Source organism: Tumebacillus lipolyticus, from assembly GCF_042682745.1.
In the GTDB taxonomy this organism is placed as follows: domain Bacteria; phylum Bacillota; class Bacilli; order Tumebacillales; family Tumebacillaceae; genus Tumebacillus_A; species Tumebacillus_A lipolyticus.
On record NZ_JBHUIO010000002.1, the window covers coordinates 1,294,941 to 1,312,943 of the forward strand.

Consider the following 18,003-nt stretch of genomic DNA (forward strand, 5'->3'; position numbering starts at 1 on the left):
GATGATCATGTTTGGCGCGGAGCTTCTTCTAAGATCACATGGGCGTTCGTGCCGCCGATGCCAAACGCGCTGACTCCGGCGCGAAGCGGTCCTCGATCTCGCGACCACCGCTTGTGCTCCGTGTTGACATAGAAAGGGCTGTCCTCCAAACCACAGGCTGGATTCGGCTTGGTGTAATGCAGGCTCGGAACCAGCTCGCCATGCTTCATGCAGAGCGCCACTTTGATCAGCCCGGCCAATCCTGCCGCAGCATCGGTGTGCCCGATGTTGCTCTTCACCGAGCCGATGGCGCAGAATCGCTTGTCCTCCTGCGGGCCGAACGCCGCTTTGAGCGCCGCGATCTCGATCGGGTCGCCCAGATGCGTGCCTGTGCCGTGCGCTTCGATGTAGGTGATCGATCGCGGGTCGACTCCGGCGCTATGCTGCGCTTTGGCGATCACATCCGCCTGCCCCTGCTGGCTTGGCGCCGTATAGCCGATCTTCTGATTTCCATCATTGTTCAGCGCCGATCCTTTGATCACCGCATAGATCGGGTCACCATCCCGCTTTGCATCGCTGAGGCGCTTGAGCAACACGACGCCGACACCGTTTCCAAACACGGTACCACCCGCCGCTTGGTCAAACGCTCGGCAGTGCCCATCTGGAGAGGTGATGAAGCCGGGCTCGTATACATAGCCGACCTTTTGTGGCGTCTGCACCGATACGCCGCCAGCCAGCGCATAGTCGGTCTGCCCGGTCAACAGGCTTTGACAGGCCAGGTGCACAGCGGTCAGCGATGTTGAGCACGCCGAATCGACGACGACGCTCTCCCCTTTCAGGTTGAGCTTGTACGACAGCCGCGTCGCAATAAATTTGCCGTTGGTCAGAAGTTCCGATTGGAAATCATCTGCCGCTCCCTCACCCACCTCTTGCAAACCATACTGCGTATCGGAAACGCCGACATAGACAGAGGTGGCGCTGTTGATCTCGCTCACACGGTAGCCCGCATTTTCGATCGCCTCCCACGCGGTGAGCATGAACAGCCGTTGCTGAGGATCTGTATGGCTCGCCTCTTGGTGCGTCATCTGGAAGAAGTCAGGATCGAACAGGTCGATGTCGTCCAGATACCCGTCGCGCAGCACATAGCGCTCGCGGATGTCCTCCTCCAACTCTTCCCACGCAAACGGCAAGTCTTCAAGCGCCACGTCGCGGATCAGCTCTTTTCCTCTGCGGAGATTATGCCAATATTCATAAGGGGTGACGGCGCCGGGAAAGCGAAGTCCGATCCCGATGATCGCGACCGCATCATCCTGCGCGGGGTGTGACGCTTCTCGCTCCGCCGAAGCATAGCTCGTCACCGCGCTCGCTTCTGTCCGATCCAAAGCGGCTGCCAGCTTGCGCACCGTCGTGTGCATCAACAGGTCGAGGATCGGCAGTTTGACGTCCAGCTTTTGCTCAAGTTGATTCTGCACGTTCATCAGAAGCAACGAGTGTCCGCCGATGTCAAAAAAGTTGTCGTCCAAGCGGATCGCTTCTCTTGCACAGTCTAAAACGTCCGCCCAGATCGCCGCGATCTCCTCTTGTCGAGATGTTTGGTTGGCTCCAGTCGAGTCGGCCGCCGACGCAAGTCTGCTCTCTGCACCTTGCGCAGCGTTCAGTCGAGACAGCGCTTGGCGATCCACTTTCCCGGCGGGGGACAGCGGCATCTCCGCAAGTCGGGTCAGGCGAGCGGGCACCATGAACGCGGGCAGTTTCGCTGCCAGCCAGCCGCGCAGATCAGGTTGGCCTTCATTCGTCTGGGTCGTATAGAAGCCATGCAGTGCTTGGCTGCCGTCTGGGCCTCGTTCGACGACCACGACGGCGTGCTGAACAGCGGGGGAGGCGATCATTGCCGCTTCGACCTCGCCAAGCTCGATGCGGAACCCGCGCACTTTCACCTGGTTGTCCACGCGGCCCACGATCTCAAGCGTTCCGTCTGGCAGCAGACGTCCGCGGTCGCCCGTCCTGTAGATCTGCTCATGAACGAATCGGCCAAATCGCTTCTGGAACGGATTGGGCACGAATGCGTCTGCCGTTTTTGCAGGCTGGTTCAGATAACCTGTCGACATCGCCAGCGTCTCGATGCAGACTTCGCCGATCACGTTGATCGGGCTGAGCGTATTGCGGCTGTTGACCACGTACATCCTGTAGTTGGCGAGCGGCGTTCCGACCGGCACATTCATCGCGCCTGCAGCAAGCTCGCTTGGGATCTCGTATGCTGAACAGTAGACGGTCGTTTCGGTCGGGCCACAGGCGTTTACAAGCTGCAGATCGCAGCCAAACTTGCGCTGCCATTTTCGAATCGCATCGCTCGGCAAGATTTCGCCCGCGATCTGGATCATCCGCAAGGAGGACAGCTTAGCGCGGTCCGCTTCCGACAGATAGGTCGTCAGATGAGTGAAGAAGGTGACCGTCAGGATCACACAGGTCGCTTTGCACCGTTCAACTTCGCGGGCAAACTCTTCGGCAGACAGCCTTCCCGCTTTGGACAAGAGGTGGACGCGCCCTCCGAGCAGAAGCCCTACATACGTGTCCCAGACAGACACGTCGAAGCTATAGGAGGAAAATTCGAGCATCACATCGTCCGGCCCGAAGCCGTATCGATCTCGTCCCCACTCGACGAGGTTGAGGACGCCGCGCTGTGCGATCTGCACGCCTTTTGGCTGACCTGTCGAACCGGACGTATAGATGACGTACGCCAGATCGTCCGCTGTGCTCAGGACAGGCAGGTCGTGCGTCTCGGGAACTTCAATCGCCGCTTCGAGCAACAGGATTTCTGTCTGCCGCTCGCTCCCCGCCTCTCTGACCAGCAGATCAACCAGTCGGTTCGCGTTCGCTCGATCGGTCAGCAGGTAAGGGCTTTGGCTGTCAGCGATCATATAGCGGATGCGCTCTTCCGGGTACTCTGCATCGATCGGCACATAGACACCGCCCGCTTTCAGAACGCCGAGCATCGCCACCACCGTCTCGATGCTTCGATCGAGGATGATGCTGACAAAGTCGCCGCTTCGAATGCCCCGGCTGACCAGCAGATGAGCGACTTGGTTGGATCGCTCGTTCAGCTCGGCATAGGTCAGAGCGCCATGCTCCGAGCTGAGCGCAATTTTAGATCGATCAGCAGCAGCCGCTTCGTAAAACCGCTCGACGATGGTGCGGTCAAGATCGTAGTCCCGCACCGTATCGTTAAACTGCGCATAGATCGAGCGGTCTTCGGCTGTCAACAGCTCGACGTGCGCAAGCGGCGTGGTCAACCGTTTGACAAAGGCGTGCAAGATCTCCTGATACAGGGCGGAAAAACGAGCGATGCTCTCCGGCAGGAACAGGTCGGTGTTGTATTCGAAGGCCAGCCAGAGACTGTCAACGCCGTCCATCGCGAACAGGGAGAGATCCACTTTGGCGGTCGTATGCGGCAAGTCCCGTTCGACGCTTTCGAAGTGAAGCGCGCCCGCTTTTTCTGATGACGATTCTGAGTTGGATTCTGCCTTGTAGGTGAACATCGTCGAATAGATCGGCGAGCGGCTCGCATCTCGCTCCGGATTGATTTTCAACACCAGCCGATCGAACGAGTACGCTTGGTGCTCGTACGCTCTCAGAAACTGATCTTTGACGCGGTGAAGCAGCTCTTGCAGCGTCGCGATGCCCCTTGTGCGCGTGCGCACCGCCAACATGTTGACGAAAAAGCCGATCACGCTTTCCAGCGCTTGGTCGGTGCGGCCTGCGACCGGCGTGCCGACGATCAGATCCTCCTCATCGGTCAGCTGTTGCAAGAGCATCACAAAGGCGGCGAACATCAGCTGGTACATCGAAACGTCTTCGCGCTTCGCAACTTCGCGCAGCTTTTCTGCCAGCTCACAAGACAAGCTCGCCTGATGCATCGCGCCGTTAAAGGTCATCACATCGGGGCGCGGGAAATCGGTCGGCAAGTTTAACACGGGAAGCGGCTTGGCGAGTTCCTCGATCCAGAACGATTCATGAGCTTCCATCTCCCCGTCCTGCCAGGCCGCATAGTCGACATAGCGCACCGTCTGCTCCGGCAAAGCTGGCAGATGCCCGTTTTGCAAGGAGGTGTACACGTCGACCAACTCGCCGAACAGCAGGTCGTGACTCCAGCCGTCATAGACGATGTGATGGATGTTCAGGTAGAACCTGAACTCGCCTGCTCCCAGCTTGAACAGAATCGACTTCACCAGAGGCCCCGTCGTCAAATCGAACGGACGGGCGTTGATCCGCTCCAGCTTCATGTCGAGATATTCGGCTTGCTCCTGCGCATCAAGACCGCTGAGATCGCGGAATTCAAACGGGAAGACCACATCTGACAGCACGCGCTGACACGGCTCGCCGTCCACTTCGAAAAAGATGGTGCGCAGTGATTCGTGTCGATCCATCAAGCATTGCAAGGCCGTTTTGAAAATCGTCACATCGAGCGCCCCCTGATGGGCGACCATCGTCGGCACCTCGTAGACGCGGCTGCTCGGATCGATCCGATATAAAAACCAGAGCCGCTTCTGCGCGTGAGACAGCGGGTAGTGCGCTCGCTCCGGCAAGCGCGGAATCGATGCGGATCGACCGATCGATCGAGAAGCGGACAGGCTTTCCAAGTGATCGGCCATCGCTTTAAGCGTCGGGTTCAGGAAGACGTCTTTCATCAGCAGCGTAAGCCCGAGCTCCTTTTTCACCCGATTGAGGAACTGGATGGCGAGCAAGGAGTGTCCGCCGAGATCGAAGAAATGATCGTCGACAGAAATCTGCTCGCGGTGGAAGATGCCCGCCCAGATCGAGGCGATCTGGCGCTCGATCGGAGTTGTCGGTGCGACCATCTCCCGCCGCTCGTCACCTCGCTGCAAAACCAGTTCGCGCAACGCTTTCCGATCGATCTTCCCGCTTGGCAACAGCGGCATCGCTTCCAGCAGGATGATCTGAGATGGGATCAAGTAGGCGGGGAGCTGCTGTTGCAGATGAGCGCGCACATCTTCTGCTGTTACCGCACCGCCTCCAGCGGTGCAAAACGCCCTCAGCTCGGTCTGCCCCGCCACATCCTCGCTGACGACGACGGCGGTCGCCCTCACCGACCGGTGTTGGAGCAGGCACGCTTCGATCTCGCCGATCTCGATCCGGTGTCCACGCACCTTCACCTGCCCATCGCGGCGCCCGATAAACTCGATCTCCCCACTCGGCAACAGGCGCACCGTATCGCCCGTTTTGTAAATGCGCACCTCAGGCCTTGCTGGATGTTGCAGGAACGCCTCAGCCGTCCTCTCCGGCTGGTTGAGATAGCCGCGCGCCAATCCGACCCCTTCGATGTACAGCTCGCCTGGCACGTTGACTGGGCAAGGTTGCAGATGCTGATTCAAGATGTGAACGGCCGTATTGGCGATCGGGCGGCCGATCGGCACGGTCGTCCAGTTCGGATCGACAAGCTCCCGCAGGTGGTAGGAGGTCGCAAAGACGGTCACCTCGGTCGGCCCGTATGCGTTGACGATCTCGACCTGCGTCCCAAACCGCGCTTGGAATTGGCGCACGCTCTCCGCATGAAGCGCCTCCCCAGCGAGCACGATGCATTTGAGCGTACGGAAAGGGCGGATGTCCTCTGGCAGATGGCAGGCGAACTGATGGAAGATCGCAGGTGGCAGGAAGCAGATCGTCGCCGAAACGCGCTGTACCGCTTCTCCAAACGCCTCTACCGACTGGCGCTCCAGATCGGAGAGGATGTGCAGGTGCGACCCGTTAAGCAGGGCGCTGTAGATCTCCCAGACGGACACATCGAAGCTGTGCGCCGAAAATTGGACCCAGGTCTCCCGCTCCGCAAACGGGTATCGCTCCCTCGTCCACGCCGCCAGATTCACCACCCCGCGGTGTGGAACCACCGTCCCCTTTGGCAGGCCGGTCGAGCCTGACGTGTAGATCAGATAGGCGGGGTCGTCAGGCCCGCTCGTCTCCTGCTGCTCTTCTCCGCTCCACGCGGCTGGCGCTTCTGACAGGCACAGCGTCAAGAGCGATCCGCTGGGCACGCTCGTGCGCAAATGCTCGTCTGCCAGCACGATCACCGCGCCGCTATCTTCGAGCATGTAGCGAATGCGCGCAGGCGGGTAGGTCGGATCGATCGGCACATAGGCGCCGCCCGCTTTCAGCACGGAGAGCATCGCGATGACCACATCGCGACTGCGCTCCATCAGGATGCCGACCACTCGGCCCTTTTTGACCCCTTTGTCCTGCAGAAGGCGCGCCATCCGGCTCGTCCGCTCGTGCAAGTCCGCATAGGTCAGCACACCGCTTTTTCCATCGGAGAGCGCGGGGCTATCCGGGGTGGCGGAAGCTTGACGTGCGAACGCCTCTTGAATCGTCGAGGTTGGCAGCGCGATGGCGCCGGTGTCGTTGATCCGCTCATACAAAGCTCGGTCTTCGGGAAGCGACAGGTCGATTCGGGCGAACGACTCGCTCGTTTTGGCGGCGATCGCTTCCACCGCCAGCAGGAAGAGCGCTTGGAATCGCGCAGCCGTCTCGCGCTTGAACAGGTCGCTGTTGTACTCAAAGCGCAACCGGATGCGCTCACCAGCATCGACCGCCAAGAGCGACAGATCAAACTTGGCCACTTTGTACGGCAGCAGCCCCTCCTCCGCGCGGAACTGTAAGCGGCGCTCCGCCGATTCTCCGCTCTCCTCTGTGAGCAGGGTGAACATCGTGGAGAACAGCGGAGAACGGCTCGTATCGCGCTCTGGGTTCAATTTTTCGATCAGCAGGTCGAACGGGTAGTCCCGATGTTCATGCGCGCTTAAAAACTGTGCCTTCACCTTCTGCAACAGCTGCTTGGGCGAGTGAATCCCCTCCCAGCGCAGGCGCAGAGAGAGCGTGTTCAAGAAGATGCCGACCACGCTTTCCAGCTCTGCGTGGTCATGTCCGTCGACCGGTGTGCCGACGATGATGTCCTCATCGCCAGTCAGCTGGTGCAAGAGCAGGAAGTAAGCGGCAAACAGCGCCATGTACAGCGAGACACCCTCTTGCTTGCACAGCGCGCGCAAGCTCGCGGTCAACCTTTCGGACAACGCGCTCTCCAAGAGGTCGCCATGGAACATCATCACCTCGGGGCGCTGAAAATCGGTCGGCAGATCGAGCACCGGAAGCGGCTTCGAAAAAACGTCCAACCAATACTGCTCCTGCTCTTGCCAAGCACCTGCTCGCAGCTGTTCGTTCTGCCAGGCGGCATACTCCACATAGCGGATCTGTCCCACATCGCGCTGTGCGCTCGCTCCCCTTGGCAGCTCTTCGTACAGGTCTGCCAGATCGCGGAACAATGTCTCTAAGCTCCAGCCGTCGACCACGATATGGTGGATGTTCAAGTAGAAGATGTGATCATCTGTTCCCCGCTTGAACAGGATCGTCCTCAGCAAAGGGCCATCCGCAAGGTCGAACGGCCGTTCTTCCATCGCCTCGACCAAGGCGCGAATCATTGCTGTTTGCTCATCGGTCGCAAGCGAGCTCAGGTCGTGGAACTCCAGCTGGAACGCGACCTGCTCCAGCACCTTTTGGCGGGGGAGATCATCCACTTCGCGAAACACCGTCCGCAGGACATCATGGCGCTCGATCAGCAGTTGCAGCGCTCGCTCGAACTGCGCGACATCGACTTCTGCCTCGATTCGCTTGACGAGCGGAACATCGTACACGCGGCTCTCCGCATGGAACTTGTCGAGGATGTACATCCGCGTCTGCGCAGGGGAGAGCTCATAGTGTTCCTGCTCTGGCAAGCGCATGATCTCCGCCCGCCTGCTCCTGCGTTCCTCAGCGACCTGTTTGTCCAGATAGCTCGCCAAGTCGCGCAGCGTGGCATGTTGGAACACGTCTTTCAAGTCGATCGTCATGCCCATTTCCTTGCCGATGCGGTTGAGCACCTGAATCGCCAACAGCGAGTGTCCGCCCAGATCGAAAAAGTGGTCGTTGACCGACACCGCTTCCCGCTGCAACACCCGCTCCCAGATCCCTGCCAACAACGCTTCCGTCTCGGTCGATGGGGCGACAAACTCGCGCGCTTCTTCCAATTCATCAGACTGCGCCATCTGTTCGAGCAGTTTGCGATCCACCTTCCCGTTCGGCGTCAGCGGCATCTCGCTCAGCCTGACCAGACGGGCGGGCACCATATAGTTCGGAAGCTGCACACCGATAAACTCCTTGAGCTCTTCCTGCTCCACATCCTCTCGCCAAGCGGTGTAGAAGCCGAACAGCATGTTGTTGCCATCTCGGCCCTTCTTGACGATGACAGCGACCATCTCCGTGTCCGGGTGCTGAGAAAACACCTCTTCGATCTCGCCCAGCTCGATGCGATAGCCGCGCACTTTCACTTGGTTGTCCACTCGTCCGAGACACTCGATCGTGCCGTCCGCCAAAATGCGGCCCAAGTCGCCCGTCCGGTACAGGCGATCTCCTCCCGGTTGACCAGGAAGGCTGTTGGGAATAAACTGCTCCGCCGTCTTCTCCGGCTTGTTGTGATACCCGTCTGCAAGCTGCAGACCTCCGAGGATGATCTCCCCCTTCACGCCGACCGGGCAGATCTTTCCTGCGCGGTTGAACACATAGACTTGGGAGTTGGCGATCGGTGTGCCGACATGCACAAAATCGAGCGGCCCTTCGATCAGGAACGCTGTCGAGTCGACCGCCGCTTCTGTCGCGCCATAAAGGTTGCCGATGCGAACGCCCGTCGGATACATCTCATACCATTGGTTGACCAGCTTGCTCGGCAGCGGCTCCCCTGACACGATAAAATCGCGCAGTTTGAGCGGTGGGCGCTCCGCCTCTGGCAGGCTGAGCAGATGTGCGACCAAAATGCTGAGCAAGGAGGGGACAAACTGCATGTAGGTGACATCGTAGCGCACCATCTGTTCGACCAGACGCTCCGGATCGGTGTAGACCGAATTGGGCAGAATCAGCAGCTTCGCCCCGTAGCGCAGCGGCCAGAAAAACTCGATGATCGAATCGTCAAAGCAGTGCGTCGTGCGCTGGATCACACAGTCTTCCGCCGTCGCTTGAAAGACAGACTGGTGCCAGAGGATGCGGTTGACGATCGCCTCGTGGCGGATGACCACGCCCTTCGGCTTCCCTGTCGAGCCGGACGTGTAGATCAGGTAGGCCACGTCGCTCGGCTCGTTGACCCGCTCTGGACTGCGCGAGGGCGAGCGCTCCACATCGCTCCACGAGTAAGATTTGACACCCGCACCGATGGTTTCTTCCACCGCGCCGCGCGCATCCAGATAGAGCACGGTCGCAAGCGGCAATCCTTCCCCGCTTGCGATCTCCCGAATCTGCTCCGCATAGGCCCGCTTGGTCAACAGCACGGGAGATGAGGAGTCGGTCAGCATGTACTGAATGCGGTTGATCGGGTAGTCTGGGTCGATCGGCACATAGGCTGCCCCCGCTTTCAATACCCCGTAGAGCGCCACCATCAGCTCGAACGAGCGCTCCATCTGCACACCGATCAGCTGGTTGCGCTGTACCCCCTGCGCTCGCAAAAAGTGAGCGAGGCGGTTGGCGCGCGCCTCCAGCTCGCCATAAGTCATCTCCTTCCCTTCGCAGAGCAGCGCAATCCGATTCGGATGCGCCTTTGCATATCGGCCAAACTCTTCGTGCAACAGCTGATCGAGATCAAAATCGACTGCGGTGTCGTTCATGCTGGCATAGACGGCTCGGTCCCACTCGGTCATGATCTCCATCCGATCGAGCGGCATCTCAAGATCATCGCCAAACGCGGTCAGCATCATCACCATCCTTTCGGCAAAGCGATTCACCGTCTCTTCGCCGAACAGATCGGTGTTGTACTCCAAATTGAGCAGCAGCTGTCCGCCTTTCTCCCCTGCATACAACGAGAGATCGAACTTGCTGGTCTTCGTTTCAAAATCGACACCGACCAGCCACTCTGTGCGTTCATCCACCTGCTGCCTGTTTTCGTGCCAGCCGAACACGGTGGAAAAGATCGGCGGACGGCTCATGTCGCGATCGGGGTTCAATTTCTCCACCAGCAGATCGAACGGATACGACTGATGCTCAAAGGCGAGCAGCGATTGACGCTTCACTTCGCGCACCAGCTCAAGCGGCGTTGTGATCGCTTCGGAGAATTGCACGCGAATCGCCAGCGTGTTGGCCACAAAGCCGATCAACGGCTCCAGCGCCTTCATCGTGCGCCCGGCGATCGGCAGGCCGATGATGATGTCCTCTTCTTGTGACAGATGGCGCATCAAAGCGAAGTAGGCGGCGAGCACCAGCATGTTCATCGACACTTCTTCTCGCTTCGCCACTCGTTGCAAGCGTTCATACTGTTCCGTTTGCAAAGCGGTCAACAGGTTGCTCCCATGAAATGTCTGCCGTTTCGGTCGCTCAAAATCGGTCGGCAACTCCAGCAGAGGGAGCGGTTTGGAAAGCGTCCGCAGCCAGTAGGACTCCGCTTCCCTCCACACGCCTGTCGCCACCTGCTGTTCGGTCCACTCCGCATAGTCCACATATTGCAAATCGTTCGGTGGCAACGCACCCTCTTGCCCATTGAGGAAAGCGCGGTACAGGGTCATCCACTCTTGAAACAGCAGGCTGCTGCTCCATCCATCGGTGATGATATGATGCATGTTCACATGCAGGTAGGCGCGCTCTTCTGCCAATTTGAACAGCAACACGCGCAGGAGCGGCCCGCTGGTCAGATCGAAGGGAGAACGGTTCGCCGCCTCGACCTCCCGATCGATTCGCTCTTGCTGACGCTCCGCTTCCCATCCGCTCAGATCGACATACTGCGCTTGTACATCGCTCTTCTCCTGCACCACTTGGCGCGGCACACCCTCCAGATCGACAAAGGTGGTGCGCAACACGGAGTGGCGTTCGATCAGCGCCGACAGCGCCAGTTCAAAGGCGCTCCGCTCAACTCGCTCCTTCACGATCAGGCTGAGCGGCACATGATACACGGTGCTGGTCGGATCGAACTTGTACAGAAACCAGAGACGCTTTTGCGCATGGGACAGCGCATAGTGATCTTTCGGCAGCGCGCGCTGAATCACCATCTCTTCAGCGGTCGCTCCCAGATCGAGCAACCCGGCTACCCGTTTGGCAAACTGCTCCAAGTTGGCCGCAACAAACAGGTCTTTGACCTCCACCTTCACGCCAAACTGTTGCTGCACTCGATTGAGCACCTGCATGGCGAGCAGCGAGTGACCCCCGAGCATAAAAAAGTTATCGTACAATCCGACGCGCGGCACCCCGAGCAGCTCTGCCCAGATGTTGGCCACCTGCTCTTCCGTCTCGCCGCTCGGCGCGACATACTCCTCCGGCGCCTCCTCAAAACGGATCTCAGGTGCGGGCAACTGCTTGCGATCCACTTTGCCGTTCTGGTTGAGCGGCATCTCGTCGAGGAAGACGATCGCCGACGGCACCATGTAGTCGGGGAGTTTTTGCTGTAGGAAGGCGCGCAGCTGTTCGACCTCTCGCTCCTCACCACGCCCTGTCACCACATAGGCGGCCAGGCGCTTATCCCCTGCGCTCGCCTCAAAGGCGATCACGACCGCCTCCTCCACCGCTTCGTGTGCGACCAGCGCCGTCTCGATCTCCCCGAGCTCAATTCGGAAGCCGCGAATTTTTACCTGATGGTCGATTCGCCCCATGAACTCGATCATCCCGGCTGCCGACAGCCGCACCAAGTCGCCCGTCTTATACCAGCGCTGACCGTCGATCACAACGTAGCGCTCGGCGGTCAGCTCTTCCTGACGATAGTAGCCGCGCGTCACACCTGGCCCGCCTACATAAAGTTCGCCTGGCACTCCGCGCGGGACGAGCTGTTGCTTCGAATCAGAGATGCGCAGCGATGCATGATTCATCCTCCCCCCGATCAGCGAGCGATCCGACCTTTCGTCGCGAGGCACCAGGTAGTGCGTGCAGATGATCGTGCCTTCTGTCGGCCCGTACAGCACATGAATCTCTGTCCGTCTGAAAACGGCATACATCGCGTCGAGCAGATCGGGCGCTACTGTGTCACCCCCGATAAAGATCGTGCGCAGCCGATCGAATCGCGACCTGTCGATAGCTCCGCTTTCGATGTGATCGACGATCTGGCGCATCAAGCTCGGCACCGCATGAAACATCGTATATCCTTCCAGATCGGAGACGAGCGCAGACAGATCGAGCAAACGCTCCTTCGTCATCAAGGCGGAAGTTCCGCCTGCGATCAGCGGATTTAAAAGCTCAAAGTATGCGATGTCAAACGTGAACGACGCGATCCACGGCAACACATCCTCCTGCGAAAACGCAAAATGCGCTTGGCTCGACAGCAGAGTCGCGATCAGGTTGCGATGTTCGACCATGACCGCCTTCGGACGGCCGGTCGAGCCTGACGTATAGATCAGATAGGACAGATTGTCGGGTCGTACCTGCGATCGCACATTTTGATCGGGTCGCTTTGCAATCTGATCATGATCCGCATCGAGAAGCACGACCTGTGCCTGATGCGACGGCAAGATGAATGACAGAGCGCTTGTCGTCACCAAAAACGGCAAGTTCGCATCTTCCAAAATCAGCGACAACCGCTCTTGCGGATGGGTGGGATCGAGCGGGACGAACGCGCCGCCCGCTTTCAGAACGCCTAGGATCGCGATCGGCAAGTCGAACGTGCGCTCCAAGCAGAGGCCGACCAACGCTTCAGGACCTACGCCCAGCTTCTGCAGATGGCTCGCCAATCGGTTTGCCCGGCCGTTCAGCTCCTCATAGGTCATCTGGCGATCGCCATCGATCAAGGCGACCGCATGCGGCGTCTTCATCACCTGCTCTTCAAACAGATGTTGTATGCATATCGCTGGATCATCGCCAGCTGTGCAGTCCCACTCTCTTTTTAGCTGCTCCGTCTCTTCAGCAGACAACAGCGGTAGTTCCCAAAGGCGAGCGTTCGGGTTGTCCACGATCCCTGCCAGCAACGCGGAGAAGTTACCAGCCAATCGCTCGATCGTCGAATCATCGAACAGGTCGGTGTTGTACTCCAAGCGCCCGACCAGCCTGCCGTCCATCTCTGTCATCGACAGCGCCAGATCAAACTTCGCCGATCCATTGTCGATCTCCACCGGCTGCACGAGCAGGTCGTCCAGTTGAAACTCCCAAGTCGGGGTCAGCTGAAACGAGACTTGAAAGAGTGGCATGTAGCTCAAGTTGCGGTCCGGCTGCAGCGTCTCCACCAGCTTTTCAAACGGATACTCCTGGTTGATGTTCGCATCGATCACCGTCGTGCGCACGCGATCGAGCAATTGACGAAACGTCAGATCGCCCGACAGATCGGTTCGCAGCACCAGCATGTTGACAAAAAAGCCGATCAGCCGCTCAATCTCCTTCCGGTTGCGGTTGCTGCTCGGGGTGCCGACCAGCAGATCGTCCTGCCCGGTCAAACGCTGTAGCCACGTGTTAAAGGCTGCGAGCAGCGTCATGAACAAGGTGGTGTTCTCCGCCCTGCTCAGCAGACGCAAGCGCTCGGTGAGACTCTCCGGCACATGCAGCAGATAGATGGCACCGCGGTGCCGATTGACCCGCGGACGAGGGCGGTCTGTCGGCAGCTGCATCACCGGCAGATGACCGGACAACCGCTTGTGCCAGTACTCAAACTGCATCTGCATCGCGTCGCTTTTTATCCACTGCTGTTGCCAATGGGCAAAGTCTGCATATTGGATGTCAAGTTCGGCGAGCGGTGACGGTCGTCCCCGCACAAATGCCCGATAGAGCGGCGCCAACTCTTCTGCGAACACGCCCATCGACCAACCATCGCCGACGATATGATGAATGTTCAGAAACAGGATGTGCTCCTGCTCACCCAAGCGCAGCAGGGCAAAGCGAATCGGCAAATCCTGTGCCAGTTCGAACGGACGACGCGCTTCTTCTTGTAACCAGTTGCGCACCAGCAGTTCGCGAGACTCCGCCGAGGCAGATGAGAAATCGAACAGGTGAAGCGGCTCCTCCTCCCAACCTGCAAGGCGCTGCATCGGCATTCCGTCCACTTCGACAAAGCGCGTCCGAAGCGCCTGATGGCGGCGCACGATCTCCTGCAAGCTCCGCTCAAGCGCTCGTTCGTTCAGCATCCCGTCGATGCGCAGAGCAAACGGCATGTTATAAACATAGTCCCCCTCGGTCAGCCGATCGAAAAACCAGAGCCGCTGCTGGGCGAACGATGCGGGCATACGTCCCTCTCGCTCCACAGGGAGGATTGGCAAGGCTGCCTGCCCCTGCGCGCCTCTCCGCGCCTGTTCGATCCGCAGAGCAAGCTCTGCTACACTCGGCGCTTCGAAGAGCGAGCGAAGTTTGATCTCGACGCCAAACCGATCTTGCACTCGTGTCAGCAGTTGCATCGCCAACAGCGAATGGCCGCCGAGATCGAAAAAGCTCGCCTCGATGCTCACCGGCTCGACCCGAAGCACCTGCTCGTACAGGCTGACCAACAGCTTCTCACTCTCGTTGCGCGGCGGCACATGCGTCAGATCGAACGCATGTTGTGAAAAATCGGGGGCGGGCAGGGCATGCGTATCCACCTTGCCGTTTGCGGTCAGCGGCAAGGCGGGCAGCGATAAAAATACGGACGGGATCATATGCTCGGGCAGCTTGGCTCGCAAACTGTGCCGAATCTCCTGCATCAGCGCATCTCGAAACACAGTCTGGCGCGGGATGTTCGCATACTGATGCCAATCTTTTGGCTGTCCATTCGAAGCCTTGCTCTTCGAGATGGCAGTCAACTGCACATCTGTGACGCCATGCCGTGTAAACACCACATCAAAACTGCCCGCAGCATCTGTCGTAAGCCAGCTGACATCAGGCTCATAGGGCAGGCCATCACAGAGCGCCCACAATTCCTCGGGGAACACCCCGACATGCTCGTCAGCAAGCGCTCGCAACTCCCCTACCGTGCTCGGCATCACGCCTTGATCGATCAGGGAAAGCATGCGAGCTTCCTTTGCGATGCGCCCATTCGGAACCTGTTTGATACCGATCCTGTCCGGCTCCACCGCGACGAGCATCCTGCGCACCTCCGCAAGCGTCAAGCCGTCCGCTCGCCAGTCGAGCCAGAGCATGTCCACCCGCTCTTCCGCTCGCTCGCCGATGTGAAGCGTCACATCATAGCGAAACATCGTCATCTCGTTGATCGCATTCCCCCGCTTGGGACGAACCTCCACCTGGCAGATCTGCGGCAAATGCTTCTGCAACGCCAGAAAAAACTGCGGATCGATCAGCAGTTCACGCTCATTTTTCATCGCGAGCCTCGCGCGGCGAACCACGTCAGCAAGGGGCGCAGCATCCTCCTCCTGAAACAGTTCGACCGCCAGATGAAACGCCCCCAGCAGTGCATGGCTGCGCACATCTCCGACGAAGACCGTTCCTCGATCTCCAACCGCGCTGACTGCGCGCTCAAGGACGCCCACAAAATACTCGACGGTCGGAAAATATTGAATGACCGAATTCATGATCACCATGTCAAACTGATCGGCAAAGTCGGGGAGCTCGTCCGCCCGGCTGTGGAGCAACTGCACATGCGGCAGGTCGAACCGCTTGAGATCGCGCTGCAACTTTTGCACCCCCGACTGGGAGATGTCGGTGCCGAGATAAGATTCGCTAAGCGGTGCCACACGATAGAGAATCATGCCTGATCCTGAACCGATCTCAAGCACTCGACCTGAGTCGTTATCTAAAATTCGCCCGATCGTGTGGTCGAGCCACTCGCGCATCTCTTCGGTAGGGATCTGCTTTTTCCGCAGGCTGCAATGCCAGCCGACCAGATGAAACGTCGGGTCGTACTCCGCGGTTTCCTCTTCATAAAAGTCGTCAAACAGCGTCTCCCACTGCTCCGTCTTCTGCCCTTGCTCATCGGGCACCACATAGGCGACCAGACGTCTATCGCCCGTTTCATCCTCATGGGCGATGACCGAACATTCCTTCACCGCAGGAAGCTCACCAAGCACCGCTTCGATCTCCCCAAGCTCGATGCGAAATCCCCGAATCTTCACCTGATTGTCGATCCTGCCCAAAAAGTCCAGCCTGCCGTCAGCCAGAATCCGCACCAAGTCGCCCGTCCTGTACATCTTCGCACCCGTCTTGGCGAACGGATTGGGCACAAAGCGCTCCGCCGTCAACTCTGGACGGTTCAGATACGCGGTCGCCAATCCATCCCCGCCGATGTACAGCTCACCTGGCACCCCGATCGGGACAGGTTGCAGCTTTTGATCCAACACATAGACGGTCGTGTTGGCGATCGGCTTGCCGATCGGCACAGACTGCTCCAACAAGCTGGCACCGTCCATCGGGCAGCAGGTCGTAAAGGTGGTGCTTTCTGTCGGGCCGTAGACGTGGAAAAATCGCCAATCGGTCAATCTTTGAAACAGGTCACGCACATGTCGAATGGACATCTGCTCGCCGCCGACCAACAGTTGACGCACGCTCCCCAAAGTTTCCCAATGGTGATCTGCCATCTTGTGGAACAGGGCGGTGGTCAAAAACATCGTCGAGATTTGATACTTGCTGATCACGTCGCCCAGCTCTTCTAACGACAGCTTGTCGGCGGGGCAGACGACCAAGCGTGCCCCGTTTAACAGCGCACCCCATATTTCAAAAGTTGCCGCATCAAACGAGATCGGCGCGTACTGAAGAAATACTTCATCAGCGCTCAAGCTCACATAGTCGGTCTCTTTGACCAGCCGAACCACCCCGCGCTGCGGCACGCAGACGCCTTTCGGTTTGCCAGTCGATCCAGACGTGTAGATGACATAGGCCAGATCGTCGGTCCTCGCCACAGAGGGGAGATTTTCCTCGCTCGCATCCGCATGCTCCGCCAGCGTCTCCTCCAGCAGAACGATCTGCACGTCCCCGATCGGGAGCTTGTCCAACAGCGCACGCTGCGTCAGGAGCACCGACACTTGAGAATCTTCGAACAGATATTGCAATCGCTCTTCCGGATAGTTGGCGTCAAACGGCACATATGCGCCACCCGCCTTGACGATCGCAAGCAGCCCGATCACCATCTCGACCGACCGTTCCGCACAGATGCCGACCAACACATCCCGCCCGACGCCAAGCTGTTTTAACCGTTGGGCCAGACGGTTAGCTTGACCGTTCAGCTCGCCGTAGGTCAGAGATTGGCTTTCGAAAACGACAGCGATCTCATCGGGCACCTGTTGTGCCTGCTCCTCAAACAGTTGTTTCATGCTCCGTTCCGGATAGTGAGTCTCTGTCCGATTCCACTCCACGAGCAGTCTGTTTTTTTCATCGTCTGTTAGCAGCGGCAGTTCTGAGAGACCGCTTGTCGGCTGCTCGGCGATGCCCCGCAACAAGGTCAGGTAATGACCGGCCATCCGCTCGATCGACTCCGCCTTCCACAGAGCAGCCTGATAGGTAAACTGTCCGATCAGGCCGGAGGGACCCTCCTCGATCATCAGATGCAGTTCACAATCATCTTTCGTTGCGATGCCAAAAGAGGCGGCATTCATCTCAAACGCCGCCTGAACGCGCACCTTTCTCACGTCGTCAGGATCGGTCATCGCTTTATCAAAATCGGACCAGCTTGATACTTTCCATTCGTCAGAACGAACTTCTGCTCGCTGAACAAGACGGATCAGCTCCCCTACCGAATGAATATCCGACAGGTCAACTCGCACCAAGCAAGGGCGTCTTTCATCCTGAGCGCCCGATCGGGAGGAACCGATCAGGATGTCTTTCTGCCCCGTATATCGGTGAAGCAAGAGGCAGAATCCAGCCATCAGTGACGTTTCGATCGTTTTGTCAGCATCCTGGATGATCGCTTCAAGCTGTGCGCTCAACTCCCTTGCAACACCGAACTGATAGACAGCGCGCCGCTCGTTCGTAGCAGCATGGCGCGGGTGATCTGTCGGCATTTGGAGAACGGGCAGCGTATCCGCCTGTGACAAGTCAAGTTTGTTCATGTTTCAAGTTCCCTCCTCAGGTAAGCTCGATCTTCTCGATCATCATGACTCGTTTTGAAAACCAATTTCCGTG

The 18,003-nt window shown here is 58.6% G+C and carries 1 protein-coding gene; it reads right to left on the reverse strand.

Features of this window, described 5'->3' with window-relative positions:
* Positions 1-5: 5 nt before the first annotated feature.
* Positions 6-17,930, reverse strand: a complete 17,925-nt coding sequence (locus tag ACFSOY_RS21255; protein WP_386044386.1) for an amino acid adenylation domain-containing protein — start codon at positions 17,928-17,930, stop codon at positions 6-8.
* Between the last annotated feature and the right edge of the window lie 73 nt (positions 17,931-18,003).